The organism is Mesorhizobium sp. BE184, assembly GCF_031457045.1.
In the GTDB taxonomy this organism is placed as follows: Bacteria; Pseudomonadota; Alphaproteobacteria; order Rhizobiales; family Rhizobiaceae; genus Mesorhizobium.
In genome coordinates this window covers 221644-237564 of the sequence record NZ_JAVDVU010000004.1, presented here as the reverse complement: position 1 = coordinate 237564, position 15921 = coordinate 221644, and the positions used below count along the sequence as shown (strand labels likewise).

At 63.3% G+C, this 15921-nt stretch carries 12 protein-coding genes; 7 read left to right on the top strand and 5 right to left on the bottom strand.

The annotated features are described in order from the left end of the window. Positions 1-57: 57 nt before the first annotated feature. Complete coding sequence (locus J2X35_RS19130; protein ID WP_310189130.1) at positions 58-1860, bottom strand: ABC transporter ATP-binding protein; 1803 nt, start codon at positions 1858-1860, stop codon at positions 58-60. Beyond that, positions 1850-3652, bottom strand: coding sequence for an ABC transporter ATP-binding protein (locus J2X35_RS19125; protein ID WP_310189127.1), 1803 nt, complete (start codon positions 3650-3652; stop codon positions 1850-1852). Before J2X35_RS19125 ends, J2X35_RS19130 begins: the two co-directional genes overlap by 11 nt. A 403-nt stretch (positions 3653-4055) precedes the next feature. Between J2X35_RS19125 and J2X35_RS19120 the strand changes: the two genes are divergently transcribed. From J2X35_RS19120 to J2X35_RS19105, 3 genes are all read left to right on the top strand, one after another. Continuing rightward, positions 4056-5207, top strand: coding sequence for a nucleotidyltransferase family protein (locus tag J2X35_RS19120; protein ID WP_310189123.1), 1152 nt, complete (start codon positions 4056-4058; stop codon positions 5205-5207). A gap of 517 nt (positions 5208-5724) precedes the next feature. Continuing rightward, entirely contained in the window at positions 5725-7326 is a 1602-nt protein-coding gene (locus J2X35_RS19110; protein WP_310189120.1) for a GMC family oxidoreductase N-terminal domain-containing protein, read from the top strand. Positions 7327-7396: 70 nt separating this feature from the next. Next, positions 7397-7948 (top strand): AAA family ATPase, encoded by a 552-nt coding sequence (locus J2X35_RS19105; RefSeq protein ID WP_056110417.1) that lies wholly within the window; start codon positions 7397-7399, stop codon positions 7946-7948. Between the two features lie 39 nt (positions 7949-7987). Here J2X35_RS19105 and J2X35_RS19100 read toward each other — a convergent pair whose 3' ends face one another. Beyond that, positions 7988-8653, bottom strand: coding sequence for an NADPH-dependent F420 reductase (locus tag J2X35_RS19100; RefSeq protein ID WP_310189117.1), 666 nt, complete (start codon positions 8651-8653; stop codon positions 7988-7990). A gap of 80 nt (positions 8654-8733) precedes the next feature. Further along, positions 8734-9939, bottom strand: coding sequence for a multidrug effflux MFS transporter (locus J2X35_RS19095; RefSeq protein WP_056110419.1), 1206 nt, complete (start codon positions 9937-9939; stop codon positions 8734-8736). A gap of 161 nt (positions 9940-10100) precedes the next feature. Here J2X35_RS19095 and J2X35_RS19090 point away from each other — a divergent pair, with 161 nt between their 5' ends. The 4 genes from J2X35_RS19090 (at position 10101) to J2X35_RS19075 (ending at position 11928) form a co-directional block, all read left to right on the top strand. Continuing rightward, complete coding sequence (locus J2X35_RS19090; protein WP_310189115.1) at positions 10101-10781, top strand: TetR/AcrR family transcriptional regulator; 681 nt, start codon at positions 10101-10103, stop codon at positions 10779-10781. Between the two features lie 169 nt (positions 10782-10950). After that, the gene (locus J2X35_RS19085; RefSeq protein WP_056110423.1) at positions 10951-11490 is read left to right on the top strand and encodes an SspB family protein; all 540 of its coding nucleotides are present in this window, start codon (positions 10951-10953) and stop codon (positions 11488-11490) included. A 14-nt stretch (positions 11491-11504) separates the two neighbouring features. Further along, the gene (locus J2X35_RS19080) at positions 11505-11702 is read left to right on the top strand and encodes a DUF4169 family protein (RefSeq protein WP_310189113.1); all 198 of its coding nucleotides are present in this window, start codon (positions 11505-11507) and stop codon (positions 11700-11702) included. Positions 11703-11706: 4 nt separating this feature from the next. Continuing rightward, positions 11707-11928: a ribbon-helix-helix domain-containing protein gene (locus tag J2X35_RS19075; protein ID WP_056110427.1), complete on the top strand. Its 222-nt coding sequence runs from the start codon at positions 11707-11709 to the stop codon at positions 11926-11928. 82 nt (positions 11929-12010) lie between these two features. On the opposite strand, the gene J2X35_RS19070 is transcribed toward J2X35_RS19075, so the two are convergent. Further along, on the bottom strand, positions 12011-15916 hold the full coding sequence (locus J2X35_RS19070; RefSeq protein ID WP_310189110.1) for an AsmA-like C-terminal region-containing protein: 3906 nt from the start codon (positions 15914-15916) through the stop codon (positions 12011-12013). Positions 15917-15921 lie beyond the last annotated feature (5 nt).

The following is a 15921-nucleotide window of genomic DNA, read 5'->3' as shown; positions in this document are numbered from 1 at the left end:
TTCCGCGTTCCTGTTTTACTGCTTTGGCTCGTGTACGCGCCGACAGGATCATTGGCGTCATCGCTCCAGCGACAGGCCGTGTCCGTCGCGGTAGAGCGCGGCGAATTCGCCGGTGCCCTGAGCCAGCATTTCAGCCGGCGTTCCGTCATCAACGATACGCCCGTCCGCGACGACAAGCACGCGATCGGCGATCTCCACGGTTGACAGACGATGGGCGATGACCAGCGCCGTGCGGCCAGCCAGTAGCGCCCGCAGCGCCTTCTGCATCGTCCGTTCGGTTGGAATATCGAGCGCGGACGTAGCTTCATCGAGGATGAGCACCGCGGGATTGGCGAGGAACGCCCGCGCAAAGGCGACCATCTGGCGCTGCCCTGCGGACAGCCTTGTGCCGCGCTTGCGCACATCGGTCTGGTAGCCGCCGGGCAAAGCACGGATGAACGCATCAGCGCCAACCGCTGTCGCCGCGGCCTCGATCTCGGCCATCGTCGCCCCCGGTTTGGCGATACGGATATTGTCAGCCACGGAGCCCGCGAACAGAAAGCCATCCTGAGTCAGCATGACAACCGCGCCGCGCAGGTCGCGGTCTCTCAGATGACGCAGATCGACGCCGTCGAGCAGGATGCGTCCAGCCGTCGGGTCGTAGAACCGGGCGATTAGCTTGGCTATAGTCGACTTGCCGGCCCCAGTGGCGCCGAGCATGGCAACCAGTTGGCCAGGTTCGAGGCGAAGGTTCATGTCGCGAATGGCAGGCGCGCTTTCGGACAATCCGGATGTGGCGGCATGATAGCCGAACCGCACGCGTTCGAATACCACCTCGCCACGAACCGGGCTCGGCAGGGCGACTGGATGCCGTGGTTCGGCAACGCTGGACTCCTGTTCTAGTACTTCGGCCAACTTTGCCAGAGCCGTGAGTGCTGACTGCAGGGCATCCAGAATGAATGTGAGTGAAGTGAGCGGCGAAACAAGCTGGCTGATATAGAGTGTAAATGCAGCAAGAACGCCAATTTCGAGGACGCCATTGGCAACCGCCGAGCCGCCGACCATGATGACGGCGAGCGTTACAAAACTTAAGGTCAGTTCGAGAGTCGTCCAGAATGCGCCACGCACAGCCTGTATCTGGCGTCCAGATGTTCTTGCCCGCTCAATCAGGGGAGCAAACATCTCGTCGTGGCGTTTTTGCCGTCGAAATGCATGCGCTGTGCGCGCGCCATTGAGCGACTCGACCACTTGCACCGTCGCTTCGGCGATAGCTGCGCGATTGTTGACAAAGGCTTCGCTAAGCCGCCGCGCCATCCAAACCAGGAAAAAGGCGAGCGGCGCCAGCACCGCAAGCGTGATTGCCGCCAGCCACGCATCGAGCAACAGCATTGCACTAACCGTCATCAATACGCCGAGCCCAGCTTGCACCAGGGCGGCAAGGGTAACCCCGAACAAGGTATTGACGGACTCAACGTCGGTGGTCAGGCGGACAATGACCCGGCCAGAACTGAAGCGGTCGTGAAAGTCGATGGGCAGCCGTTGAATTTTCGCAAACAGCTCCGTCCTGAGGTCGAACACGACCAATTGGCCAAACGCCCCCGTGAGTTGCCGCCAGAGCAAACTGAGAGGCGCTATTGCGACCGCGCAAACCATGATGGCGGCGGTTATACCAGCCAGCGGCCAGTAGTTGGAAGCCTGCGCGGCCGGGATCCCTGTGTCGATCGCCAGACTGACCAACCACGGCGTCGCCGCGACCAGGACCGTCTGCACAATGGCAAGAACGAAAAGAACGATGATCCGATACAGCCTGGGCCTTGCAAGCCGCCACAGAAGGCGGCGTGCAAGCCGGAGCGAACCGCCTGTCCTCTCGTCAGTCAGCATCAGCGATCTCCGCCGCTGGCCGGGCGTCCGTAGCGGCGATGAGAACCCGCCGATAGGCGGCCGAATTTGCCAGCAGTTCGTCATGCGTGCCGACGGCAACGATCCGGCCCTCCTCGAGCAGCGCCACGCGATCGGCGAGCATGGCCGTCGATGGACGACGGGCGACGAAAAGGGTGGTGACGCCCTTGAAGGCCTGGCGAAAAGCCCGCTCCAGCGCTTCTTCGGTGCGCACGTCCAGAGCGGACATCGGATCGTCGAGCACCAGAACACGAGGCCGGCCGAGCAAGGCCCTGGCCAGCGCGAGGCGCTGGCGTTGGCCGCCCGACAGCGTCAAGCCACGCTCGCCAACCACCGTGTCGAGGCCGTTCGGCAGGTCGGCGACAAATCCCGACTGCGTGACGGCAAGCACCGTCGCGATGTCATCGTCTTTGATCCCTTCGCGACCCAACGTCAGATTCTCGCGCACGCTGACGGAAAACAACAATGCATCCTCGAAGGCCATGCCGACAGCCCGGCGCAACGCGTCGATTTCGACATCGCGGACATCGACGCCACCGACGAGTACCCTTCCGCCAGTAACGTCAGCCAGGCGCCCGACGAGATTGGCGAGAGCGCTTTTGCCCGAACCTGTCGACCCGACAATTGCAATCGTCTCTCCAGCGCGGATAGTGAGATCGACCCCGGCGAGTACCTCAGCTCCTGTGCCGGGATAGCTGAAAGACACGTTTTCGAAGCGGACATCCAATGCTCCCGACGCCGGCAGCATCCGGGGCACTGCCGGATCGGCGATGTCCGATTGGGTATCGAGCAAATCAGCGACCCGCGTCATCGCATTCATCGACAACTGAAATTGGAAGAGCGTATTGCCCATCAAGTTTACGGGGCCGAGAACGCGAAAATAGAAGGTCGTGAAAGCGACGAATGCACCGACGGACACGGTTCCCTGGGCCACGGAAATGCTGCCGCCTCCGATAACCACCGCCAATAGCGCGATGGGATATCCGGCAAGAATGGCCGACACTATCGAGTTCAGCCGGATTTTTTCGATTTCGGCATTGCGCGATCGGCGCGCGGCAAGATCGAAACGATCGGTCATGAACGAACCGCCGCCAAGCGCCTTCAGCACCCGTATGGCTAACGCCGATTCTTCAACGGACGTCGCCAATGCCGCGTCGCTCTCTCTTGCCTCGTCGGCCGCTCTATAGAAAAGCTTTTGAAAAATAACGGTGGCAAAGCCAAGTGGCACCAGTCCGATCACAACCACCAAGCCAAGCACCGGATGGATAAGGATCAGCATTGCGGCTGTGAGAACAAGCGCTGTCGCGGCGGATGCCAGTTGCGGCAGAATTTGATGCAATCCGACAGCGATTTGACCTACATCGCCGATCAGATGTGACAGGGCTACCCCGCTGCCATGGCGATCATGGTACAAGGGGGAAAGCCGTTGCACGTGGTGATATAAATCGCGGCGGAGGGCCATCTCCAGATTGATGATGGCCGGCGGCGGAAAAAACCTCAGCACGAAAAACAACGTTTGCGCCACAGCCAGCAAGAGCAGGATGCCGCCATATGACCAAAGGCCAGCATGGTCGCCTTTGGCGATGGGACCATCGATCATGCCGGCAACAACGAAAGGGATTATCGTTCGAATGACCAAAGCCATGACGTCCGCCGTGGGCATCAGCGCCAACGCCCACCAATAGGGGCGCCACCACGGCCAAAGCCGTAAGAATACGCGCGCCCGGGACGGCTGGTTGGACGGATTGTCAGGAGGCACGGTCAGCAAGCTCATGGAGAGTCTTTTACAAAGTCGTCGACTTAGGCTGGTTCAATCATGGCAACCTCACCGAGTTCCCGGAAAACGGCGTGATCCTCTTGAAGGCCACAAGAGGGACAAATTGCTGCGATTAGTCGCTTGAGAAGGTAAGTAGCGTGTTGCGGATCATTTGTCGTGTCCTCAAGAGCACACTCTTGCTCCAGTGAGCCGGCCCGGGGTTTCAGCAGGCCATTTGTTTTGAGTTCGAACGCAATTCACGCGCCGCATGGCCGCAAGCAACCCGCGTAGGCTGCCTCGACAATCCTGCGTGGCATGACTATGGACGAACAAGGCGCTAAACCCGGGAAACTGGATTTTTGATCCCGCGCACGACCGACACGTCGGTCCCATTTCAACTTCCCGACAACAAGAGAGATTCATGAACCAATCACTAAGCCCCGCCTTGCGTGACGTTCTCATTGGTCTGGCGCACTTCGACAAGTCGCGTGACACGGAGGTGCGTTCCGCTCTGCACGGCCTGGAACCGGCCGACTGGGGACGATTGTTCGAACTGGCCGGCACCCATCGGGTGCTCGCAAACTTGAGTCGGATCGTAGCCGACATGGCCGACGCTCCTGCGCCCTCGAAGTACCTGGCTCGCCTGCTTCTCATGATGCTTAAGCAGCATGCGGCCATGCGGCGGTGGGAGTCGCAAACGACGGTCGCGGCACTACGGGCCGAAGGAATTAATCCTGTTGTGCTCAAGGGCTATGTGCTCGGCACGGAGTGCTATCCCGAGTTCTACTTGCGCGAGACGGTCGATCTTGACCTTTTGATTGAACGGGATCTCCTCGATCGGGCCGGGGCGGCCCTGGAATCGCAAGGCTTCACTCGTTCGCAGTTTGTGCCGGCCACCGGCGAGCTTGAGTCGCTTTCCGACGCCCGGATTGAGGGGTATCGGAACGAGCTGCAACACCTGGGAGAGTTCACGCGGCTCTCTGAGACAGGGGCGGCGCTCACGATTGACTTGCACTTCCGTCTCTCTACCGTTTTCGACCACCAGGAACCCGACACCCAATTGTTCCTCGTGAACACCGTAGACTATCCCGACGGCGGCTACCGGAAGCTCATGCCGGAATTGTTCGTCGCGCACCTCGCCTATCACGCCTGGTGGGACACGCAGGCGCTGACCAATGTGCGTAAGGGATTCGACCTGAGGCTCTTTCAGTACTCCGATATCCTGCTTGCCTTCCAGACTTGGGGCCTCAAGTGCGAGCCCGTTCTGGAGTGGGCACGCCGGGCAAACGTGTTCGAAGCCACGAATTGGGCGCTGTGGATGACGAGCGAGCTCTTTGGAGGTCTCGAAGGGGACGGCGCGCTGGACCGCGAGCTCGCATCTCAGGTCGACAGCAGATTTACGGATCGTTGGCTTCAGCGCGGCACCGACACTCCGATTGGCCAGTGGGACAGACCCGGTCCGAGTCGGATCTTTGATATGCATCGGGGCGCACAGGCAACGGCGATGATCGTTGAGTGGCTCGACCGGCACACCAAACGCGGGGACGTGCTCACCTGGGTTGAACGCAACTAGCAATGAGAATCCCGTTCTCAGTCCTGGAGCACGAAGCTGGTCGGGTTGCAGCCTGATCTGGTGCGTATTGATTGGCTTTTCGGGTAGCCTTGAGAGCGGTTCCCGAGCATCAGGATTCGTTGCGGGTCTCGACGGTCCCGCAGTGATGCGTCAGCCGGTCGGGCAGTGTCATCGTCATCTCGGCGTCACCGAAGAGGTCAGGCCGCTGGCCGACGACAAGCAACGCAGGACCGATACCGCACCCGCAACGGGCGTCCCGCGGACCAGGCAAGGACATGTTACGTCCGGCGGCAGAAGGCGCGGCTTATCTGCAAGCCCCCCTTCTCCCTCCCACCGAATCGCCGTCCCCATCACTTTTGACGATCGATTTCCGGTCGTCTTTCCTATAATTCCTGGTTACGTGGCAATATCGGCCGACCGGCGAAGCGAGGGCTTTGCAGACGGCCCGGTATGAACTCTATTCCAGGCTGGCGAACGATCTGCCATCCTACTGGAAAGCGTACAGGGCAGGATTAGAGTGAGCGACCGGCGCAATATCGGAAGGTTCGACTACGTCATCGTCGGCGCGGGATCGGCCGGCTGCGTGCTGGCGAACCGCCTGAGCGCCGATCCGGCCAAGCGCGTCCTCCTGCTGGAGGCCGGCGGGTCGGACAATTATCACTGGATACACATTCCGGTCGGCTATCTCTATTGCATGGGCAATCCCCGCACCGACTGGGGTTATTCCACAGTCAGCGAGCCGGGCCTCAATGGCAGGTCCCTCGCCTATCCGCGCGGCAAGGTGATCGGCGGCTGCTCGTCCATCAATGGCATGATCTATATGCGCGGCCAGGCCGCCGACTACGACCAGTGGCGCCAGCTCGGCAATCCCGGCTGGGGTTGGGACGATGTCCTGCCCCTCTTCGTCAAATCGGAGAACCACCATAGCCTCGACGGCCCCTTTCACGGCCAGGGCGGCGAGCTGCGCGTCGAAAAGCAGCGCCTGTCGTGGCCGATACTCGACGCCGTGCGCGAGGCCGCCGAGGAGCTTGGCGTGCCGCAGGTCGATGACTTCAACGCCGGCGACAATTTCGGCTCTTCCTATTTCGAGGTGAACCAGAAATCCGGCTTCCGCTTCAATGCGGCACGGGCTTTCCTCAAACCAGTCCGCCACCGCAAAAACCTGACCGTCCTGACTTTCGCCCAGGCCGAACGCATCGTTCTGGATGGCCGGAAAGTCACGGGTCTCGATCTGCGCGTGAAGGGGCAGCCTGCTTATATCGACGTCGCCGGTGAACTGATCCTGTCGGCCGGGGCGATCGGCACGCCGCAATTGCTGCAATTGTCGGGCATCGGTCCGGGCGCCCTGTTGCAGGCGCACGATATTCCGGTCCTGCACGACCTGCCCGGCGTCGGCGAAAACCTGCAGGATCATTTGCAGATCCGCACCGCCTTCAGGATATCGGGCGCGACGACGCTCAACGAGCGCCAGGCCAGGTTTTCAGGCAAGGCGCGCATCGCCCTCGAATATGCCTTGCGCCGCACCGGGCCGATGGCGATGGCACCGAGCCAGCTCGGCATCTTCATGCGATCCGACGAGCGTTTCGCCACGCCCAACATCGAGTTCCACGTCCAGCCGCTGTCGCTGGAGCGCTTCGGCGAGCCGCTGCACAGTTTTCCGGCGATCACCGTCTCTGTCTGCAATTTGCGGCCGCAATCGCGCGGGCATGTGCGCATCGGCTCGCCGGATTTCCTGCGACATCCGGAGATCGCGCCAAACTATCTGTCCACCGACGCCGACCGCGACATCGCCGCAACGTCCATCACCATTGCCCGCAACCTGATGCGGACGCGGCGGATGCAGGCCTTCAAACCCGAGGAATTCAAACCCGGCATCGAAATCCAGAAACCCGAGGACCTCGCCAAAGCCGCCGGCGACATCGCCACGACCATCTTTCACCCGGTCGGCACGGCGAAGATGGGCACCGACGATATGGCTGTCGTTGATCCGCAACTCAGGGTTTATGGCATCGATGGCCTGCGCGTCGCCGATTGCTCGATCATGCCGACCATCGTGTCGGGCAACACCCACGCGCCTGCGGTGATGATCGGCGAGAAGGCCGCGCAGATGCTCGCCTGACGGCTCGGGCGCGAACGGCTGCCGCAATTCCCCTCCCCGTCGCCTCCCCTGTCATCCCCAAGGAACAGCCATGCCCAGCCATAGCGATGCTTTTTTCGTTCTCACCGGCGGACCGGGCTCCGGCAAGACAAGCCTGATTGAAGCGCTGCACGCCCGCGGCTTTCGCACCGCGCCGGAGGCCGGACGCGGCATCATCCGCGACCAGATGGAGATCGGCGGCAGCGCGCTGCCCTGGCAGGATCCGGCTCTGTTCGCCGAACTGATGCTGGCGTGGGAACTGCGCTCCTGGCGGGAGGCTCACGCCGCAGCCGGGCCGGTGGTCTTCGACCGAGGCGTGCCGGACACGCTGGGCTATCTGCGCCTGACCGCCCTGCCCGTGCCGGTGCATATGCGCGAGGCGGCAAAGCGTTTCCGTTACAATCGCCGCGTCTTCATCGCGCCGCCTTGGCCGGAAATCTTCACGCAGGACAGCGAGCGGCGCCAGACATTGGACGAAGCCTGGCGCACCCATGACGCCATGGTCGAAATCTATGCCGAACTGGATTACGAACTCGTCGCTCTGCCGCTGGCCTCAGTGGAAGAGCGCGCCGACTTCGTCACGGAACAAATCAGACAGGATTAAAGAGAGGCGAGAAGTCGGCATTGCACGCAAGCGGCGGCGTCAACGCCACCAGGAGCCATGCGGCAGCTCGACATCGCGCTGCGCCCGGCCCAGCGCATCGATGAGCCGCGCCCTGCCCAGCGGAATGCAGTATGCCGGCTTCGCCCGCTCGAACCGCCAGCTTTCCTGAAGTCCGCCGGTATCGACCGTGTCGAAGCCGAACTGTTCGTGAAGATCGGCGACGATGCGCTTCGAGGCGACATCGTTGCCGGCTATGGGGAGCGCCCGGCGGCCCGAACCCGCCGTCAGCGGAACATTTCCCGGATTGGCGAGGTCGGCGGCAAGGATGGCGTTAAAGGCCTTCACCACCCGGGCGCCGGAAAAATGTTCGGCGACCATCTGGCTCGTCGTCTTCTTTCGCTCGTCCAGCGCGGCAATTCGCCCGTCGCGGTCTGGATAATAGTTGTTGGTGTCGATCAGGACCTTGCCGGCCATGGGTTCCGGCTCGACCGAGAACACCTTGGCGAAGGGAATGGTGACCACCACAACATCGCCGAAGCCCATGGCGTCATGGCTCGCACCCGCCTCGCAGCCGATCGAAGCCGCCGTCTCGGCCAGCGTTTCGGGCCCGCGCGAATTGCTGAGCATCACCGCGTGGCCTTTGGTGCTGGCCAGCCTGGCAAGCGCCTGCCCGATATTGCCCGCCCCGACGATACCGATTTTCATGGGATCATTCCGCATTATTGTCTTCCGCCCACGCGCGACGCAGGCGGAAGGGAGTCAACACCAGCACCGGAAGACGGCGTTCACTCGGCCGGCGCTTCAATCACCTGCCGGGCACGGCCAAGCGTGAACTGCGCCACGGTGAACGATATGATTGCGCAGATCGCGATGCCGGCCACCATTGGCACCGGCGTGCCATCGAAGAAGGCTCCCGACACGCCCATGGCCAGCGCGCCGATGGCGAACTGCAGCGTGCCGAGCAGCGCCGAGGCGGTGCCGGCGATGGCGCCGTGGTCATCCATGGCCAGCACCGAAGTCGAGGGGATGACCAGGCCTACGAAGCCGTAGCCGACGAACAGCAGCGCCGCCAGCACAGCCAGGCTGTCGATGCCCGACGCCATCAGCGCGAACAGCACGATCATCGTGGCGGCGTAGCCGGACACTGCGACGCGCACCACCCGGGCCAGCCCATACTTCTCGGCGAACTTGCCGGTGAGCTGCGACATGGCGAAGAACGACACCGCGTTGATCGAGAAGAACACGCTGTAGGCCTGCGGCGACAGCCCGTAATGATCGATCAGGATGAAGGACGAACTCGACAGATAGACGAAGAAGCTCGAGATCGCGAAGCCGCTGATCGCTGCGAGGCCGAGGAACTTGCGATCACGCAACAGGAAGGCGTAGGCCGAAAGCGCGATGCCCAGCGAACTGCCGACACGGTCTTTCGGCAGCCGCGTTTCCTTGATCGAGGTCGAGAGCAGCACCACCGCCAGCAGCGCCGCAATCGTCACCGCCCAGAATACGCCGCGCCAGCCGAACGCCTCGATTATGAAGGAGCCGGTCAGCGGCGCCAGGATCGGCGAGATCGAGAACACCAGCATCAAGAGCGACATCAGCTTCGCCGCTTCCGTGCCGGTATGCAGGTCGCGCACCACGGCGCGCGGGATCGCCATGCCGGCGCAGGCGCCAAGGCCCTGGAAGAACCGGAACGCGACCAGCCATTCGATCGACGGCGCCAGCGCCGCGCCGATGCCGCCTGCCATGAACAGCGCCAGCCCGAAATAAAGCGGCGGCTTGCGGCCGACCATGTCGGAGATCGGACCAACAACGATCTGGCCGAGACCCATCGACAGGAAGAAGATGAGCAGGCTCCACTGTACGGCCGAGGTCGATGCATCGAGATCCTGGCCGATGGACGGCAGCGCCGGCAGGTACATATCGATGGCAAAGGGACCGATGGCCGACAAAAGGCCGAGCACAACCGCGAGGCGGAGATAATTGGTAGGCATGACAATGGCTTCTTTCAGTCTGGTTCAGCCGGCGGGCGGCATAACCCAAGGACGTTCCATCCCTGACGATTCCGACTCGTGCGAGCCGCAATCCATATTTTGATTGACCAATTTTTTAGACACACTTGTCCAATTCGTCAATCACCTGTATATATTTTTTCATGAAAGCACACGCCTCTCCTGACACTTTCCCGCCACGCGGCCATACGGCCAAGCGCGTCTCCATCATTGATGCAGCCGGCGCGGTATTCTGCCGGGAGGGCTTTGCAGGAGCCAATATCGACCTGATCGCGGTCGAAGCCGGTGTATCGCGGCAGACCGTATATAATCATCACGGCGACAAGGAAAACCTCTTCGTGGCGGTGGTGCGCGACCTGTCGGAACAGTCCAACGCCAGCGTGTTCGCCACGCTCGCCACCTTCCCCGATCACCCGAAGGACCTCGAGGCCGACCTCGCCGCCTTCGCGGTGCGGCTCAATTGCAACTGCCTCTGCAACCGCGAGGGCAAATTCCTGCGCAAGCTCATCCAGGCTGAGGGCGAGCGCTACCCCGAATTGTTCGCCGAGTGGCGCGACGAGGGCTCGACGAAAATCTGGTCCGCTCTTGCCGCCCGCTTCGCCCGTCTCGCCTATGCAGGGTTCCTCGACATCGACGACCCGGACCTGACGGCGCGGCAGTTCCTGGCCCTCGTCAATGCCGAATTGCAGACCAAGTTCATGTTCGGCCAGACACCGACGGAAGCCGAAATTCGCAAGGCCGCGGCCAATGCCGTGCGTACCTTCCTCCGCGCTTTCGGCAAGCAGCCGGCAAAAGCCAGACGGCGTGAAACCATCGAAGCATAGGGTCAGGACCTGTTAGTCCTGTCGCGGACAACTGTTTGTCCGACCGAATTTTCCGATCAATTTCTGTATCGGCCCCTGCCTATCGTCCGGCGGGGCCTTATATCCAGTTTACGAGGCCGCGAAGCTTGATTACAGCTATGCGGGCGATTCAAAGGACCCAGACCGCCGCATGGCCGACGACCACATCCGATACGACATCCTTACCCAGGAAGCCCTGCGCGGCGTCATGCGCAAGGTCCTGGCCGAGGTTGCGCGCACCGGTCTGCCCGGCAATCACCACTTCTTCATCACCTTCCTGACCAACGCGCCCGGCGTGCGGATATCCACCCGGCTGCGCGAGCGCTATCCGGAACAGATGACGATTGTCATCCAGTTCCAGTATTGGGACCTGAAGGTGTCGGACACCGGTTTCGAGATCGGCCTGTCCTTCTCGGACGTGCCCGAGAAGCTTGAAATCCCGTTCTCCGCCGTGCGCGGCTTCTACGATCCCTCGGTCAATTTCGAGGTCGAGTTCGACGTCCGGACCGAAGCCCCCATTGCGGCGACGGCGGAAAATGTCGAAACCGGCCCCGTCGCAATCCCGACGGAGAAAAAGCCGGAAAGCAAGAAGGCCGCCGATGCGGCCAAGACGGCCGCGGCCGCGGCGGCAGCCGATCCGTCCGGCAAAGGCGCCGACGTCGTGTCGCTCGACGCCTTCCGCAAGAAATAAGCTTCAGCACGGCCATGGCCGAAATCGTCAACCTCCGCCAGGCCCGCAAACGCAAGGCGCGCGCCGACAAGGAGCGCACGGCCGAGCAGAACCGCCTCCAGCACGGGCGCACGACGTCCGATCTGGTGCAGCGACGGCTGGCCAGCGAAAAGGCCAACCGCTTGCTCGACGGCCACCGGTTGGAGCCCCATCCTCCTTCGGAGGACGAGTGAAACCGTGAGCGCGGTCGAGAAGCGATCCGTCAGCATACGCGGGCACCGCACCAGCTACTCGCTGGAAAAGCCGTTCAACGACGAACTCATTGCTCTCGCCGCCGCACGGAACGTGACGCTGGCGGCATTGATTGCCGAGATCGACGAAGGCAGACCCCGCGAAAGCAACTTGTCGTCAGCGCTGCGGATTTATGTCCTCGAGCAGGTCAAGTCCGCCCGCCGCTGATATCGCCTGCGTCCGCAAAGGCTCGCGAACAACACCCGATCATCAGCATCCCGGCTATCCGCATACGAATGACAGCCCAAAATCATTGGGTGTCGAACACGTCTCCCAGCGGCGACGCGTCCGGCTGGCGCAGCGGTTTTGTCTGTGGCGCCGGGGATGGCACCGGTGTCCGTTCCGCCGGAGGCGCGGGCTGGGGAGCCGGCTGAGACGCCGGGCGGCTGGCCTTGCGTTCCGCCTCCTGCCTGGCCTTTTCCTCCGACGCGATGCGCTCTGCTTCCTCGGCCTTGCGCTCGATTTCTTCGGCGACGGCTTTTTCAGCCGCCTTGCGTCCGGCTTCCTCGGCCGCAGCTTTTTCAGCGGCTTTCACCTTCTCCGCGTCGGCGGCAGCCTTTGCTTCGGCATCGGCCTTCGCCCTGGCGGCTTCTTCCGCGGCCTTTCTGTCTTCCTCGGCCTTGCGGGCCGCTTCCTCCTGCTGGCGGCGCAGTTCCGCGGCCGCCCGCGCGCGTTCATCCTGCAGGGCGGCGTAGTAGCGCACCTCGCGGCGCAGCCGTTGCTTTTCCAGCAGTGAGGCCTGCATCGCCTCGACGCGCCGCTGCTCCTTCTCCAGCGCGCGCTGCGTCAGGAATTGCGCCAGCGGCGCACTGTCGAATGTCCGCACCGTCGCGCCAGGCGCGCCGTCGAGACTGAAGTTCACGATCGGCTCCGAACCGACCAGCGCCTCGTCGCCCGGCCGGTAGGCGATCGCGCCGCGCGCCGCGACGGTGCCGGCGTTCAGGTCGGCGCTCAGATCGGCGCTCAGCGTCGCCGCCGGGTTTTCGAAGGTGACGGGCGGCGCCCGCAGCGTCCCGTTGGCAAGCGTGAAGGCGATGTCGGTATCGGCGGCGTCGAAACTGCCGGCTGCCGCCAGCGCCGGCGCAAAAGCGGCGGTTTTCCCGGCATCGATGTCGCGCCCGGTGGCGTCGGCCTGCGTGATGAAAGCCGGAAATGCCTGCGGATTGACGTTGGCGATCGTCAGCCCCTTCAGCGAGACCGTCCCCGAGCCGGAAAGCGATGCGATCATCGCATCCACCGACTTGCCGCTGGTGGAAACCGTCGTCGTGAGCCCGGCCGCTCCGGTCAGGCCGGCATCGGGCAGCATCATCGTGAGGTCCGTGCCGGAAAGCGTCGCCTGGCCGGTGAAAAGGCCGGTGCCGCCATTGTTCTTGAGCTCGAACAGCCCGGCCAACTCGCCACCGAACAGTTTGCCCTTGAGGTTCGCTACCGAAAGCGCCTCGTCGCCCAGTTTGAAAGCCATTGTCGCATCGTAGACCGTGGCGAAGGCGCCGGCCGCCAGCGCGCCGGTGCGGATGTCCAGGTCGGCGGTAAAGGGGGCGTTCGACTTTCCGGCGAAAGGAGCAACCGGCCAGCCCTCGGCGACGCTTTCCAAGGCGGTGCTGCCGAAAAGCATGGTCGCCACCGGTTCAAGATCCAGTTCGTCCAGTTCCAGCGCACCGGCCAGATGCGGCCGCCCGTCCTTGATCTCGGCATTGATGTCGCCCGCGACCGCCGCCTCGTTGATCGTTCCGTTGAGCCCGCTCAGCACCAGCAGGCCGCTGCCATAATCGGCGTCGGCGGCCAAGGTCGTGCCCATGCCAGCGCCCATGCCGGGCAGCGCGATGCCGGTCGTCATCAGCCACGGTTCGAGGTCGGCGGCGTCGAGGCTGGCCCTGCCCCTCGCAACGGCGCCCTGCTGACCATTCGCCACTGTTCCATTGAAGGTGAAGCTGAAATCATTGCCGGAAAGCCCGAACTGGGTGGAAAGACCGTCGCGCAACGTTCCCTTGGCGGACAGGTCGGTGCTGCCCTCGCCCGCCACCCCGAGCGGCAGAACCGGGACGCCGTAAAGCGCCAGCAGCGCGGTCGCGTCGTCATTCTTGGCGTTGAACGTCACGGTGAGTGGCGCATTCGCCAGATCGTCCGGCCTGCCCTGTCCCGAGAGCGAGGCGGAAAAGGCCGAGCCGCCGGCGCTGCCATGCGACGACAGCGCCACGCCGATGCTGCCATCGCCAGTGCCGGCCATGCTGGCGACCAGATCGACCTGCGCTTCATTGAACAGGCCCGGATAAGCCCTTGCGCGCGCCGCGAGCCCCTTCACGACCGCATTGCCCGGATAATGCCGCGCCGCCGCATCGATCAGCGGCGCAAGATCCAGCGACACGACCGATGCATCGATATTGCCGGTCGGATTGGCTGGGAAATCCTCGATGCGTCCGGTGGCGCTTATGGCCGCGCCTGCGAGCCCGTCGACCGAAAGCCGATCGATTTCCAGCGTGCCGGCGCGCAGCCGCAGCGCCGTGTCGATCCTGTCGGCGGTCAGGCCGGCGGCGGTGACGGGCCCGGCCTTGATCTGGAAATCGAGATCGCGGTCGGCAAAGCGGTTGGCGCCCTTGTCGGAAACGAAAAGCGAGACGAACGCCGTCAGCCCCTCGACGTCCAGTTCATCGCCGTCCAGCTTCATCTGCACCGAAGGCCGAGCGTTTTCCGGTTGGGCGGAATCGATCGAGCCGTGGAATCTGGCTTTGCCAAGGATCAGTTCGAGATCGCTGAAGGTCTGGCGCGCGTCGGTCATGTCGACGTTCGCCTTGAAGCCGGCGGCCGGAAGACGGCGGATCGCCTCATCGATATCCTTTGAAAGCCAGGCTGCGAAACCGGAAGGCTGCGCCACGGCAAGCAGCAGCGAACCCTTGAAGCCCAGCCGGCCGGCGACGCTCACCGCCCCGCTTGCCTCGAGTTTCGTGCGGCCGGGCAAGGTCGCAGCCAGCGATTTGACGGTCCACCCGGTTGGCGCGGGCTCTGCCGAAAGCCTGACATCGCGGATTGTCGTGTCGCCCGCCACCACCGCCGGCAGCTTCACTTCGACCGTGCCTGGAATCGTCGGCTTAGGCAGGTCGAGCAGCGCGGTTTCAAGCCCCGACACGCGTTGCGCCAGCGTCAGCCCGGCCTTGGTATCGGCGCCGACCGCCTCATCGAACTGCATCTGGGCGCCGCTGGCCTCGACGGCGAAGCGCGGAGCCGGCCCGAGATCGACCGACGCCTTTCCGTCCGCCGTGTAGGGATTGTTCAGCGGACCGGTTTCGAAACGGAAAGCGTCGACCGTCAGCTTGCGATGATCGAGTTGGAACTTGCCGTTCAGCCTGTATCCGGGTTCCGCCTTGCCCGCGCTGACCTTGACCGGCTCGCCGTCGCTGCCGCGCAGTTGCGCAGTGTTCTTGTCGTCGCCGGCGATCCTGAACTGTCCTGAATAATCCGCCCCGCCCTTGTCGATGCGGGCGGTGCCGTCAGTCTCGACGGTCAGCGGATAGGCGTCGGGGTCGGCCCTGACACGGACCCTGAGCGCGCCGGTCTCATCCACTCTTCCCGTTGCCACGGCAATTTTCGTCCGCATGCCGTCGATGCGCAGCGATCCGTCCATCCGCCAGGGACCGGCCAGCGATTTGGCCGAGATCGTGCTGTTGATCTCCGACAGCAGGTGTTTGCGCGCTCCGGACTCATGCAGAACCGTCACCTGTCCTTCGGTAACGGTGAGCTTTTCAATGGCGACGTGGCCGGCATCGAAGGGCGAGGAGGGGCGGATCGCCCAGTCGACGCCACCGTCCGCGGCGATATCCACCGTCGCCCTTGGCCGCACCAGCCGCATGTCGTAGATCAGCACTTCGCCGCGCAGGAACGGCGCCAGCTCGGCGTCCATTGAAAAGGTTTCCACGGTCATGGCCGGCTGCCCGTCAGGGCCGCCCGCGACCGACACGTCGCTGAACGTCACCGATGGAAACGGCAGCAGCCTCGCCGTTGCGTCGCCCTTCACCGTTACCTTGCGGCCGAGTATGGCGCTCGCCTCGCGCTCGAAATCGGCCCGGTACCCAGTCCAGTCGATAAAGGGAGGCGCCACCAGCGCCGCAAGCAGCACCAGCACGAAAAGACCGCCGAATATAACAAACAGGCGAGCGAGCATCACCC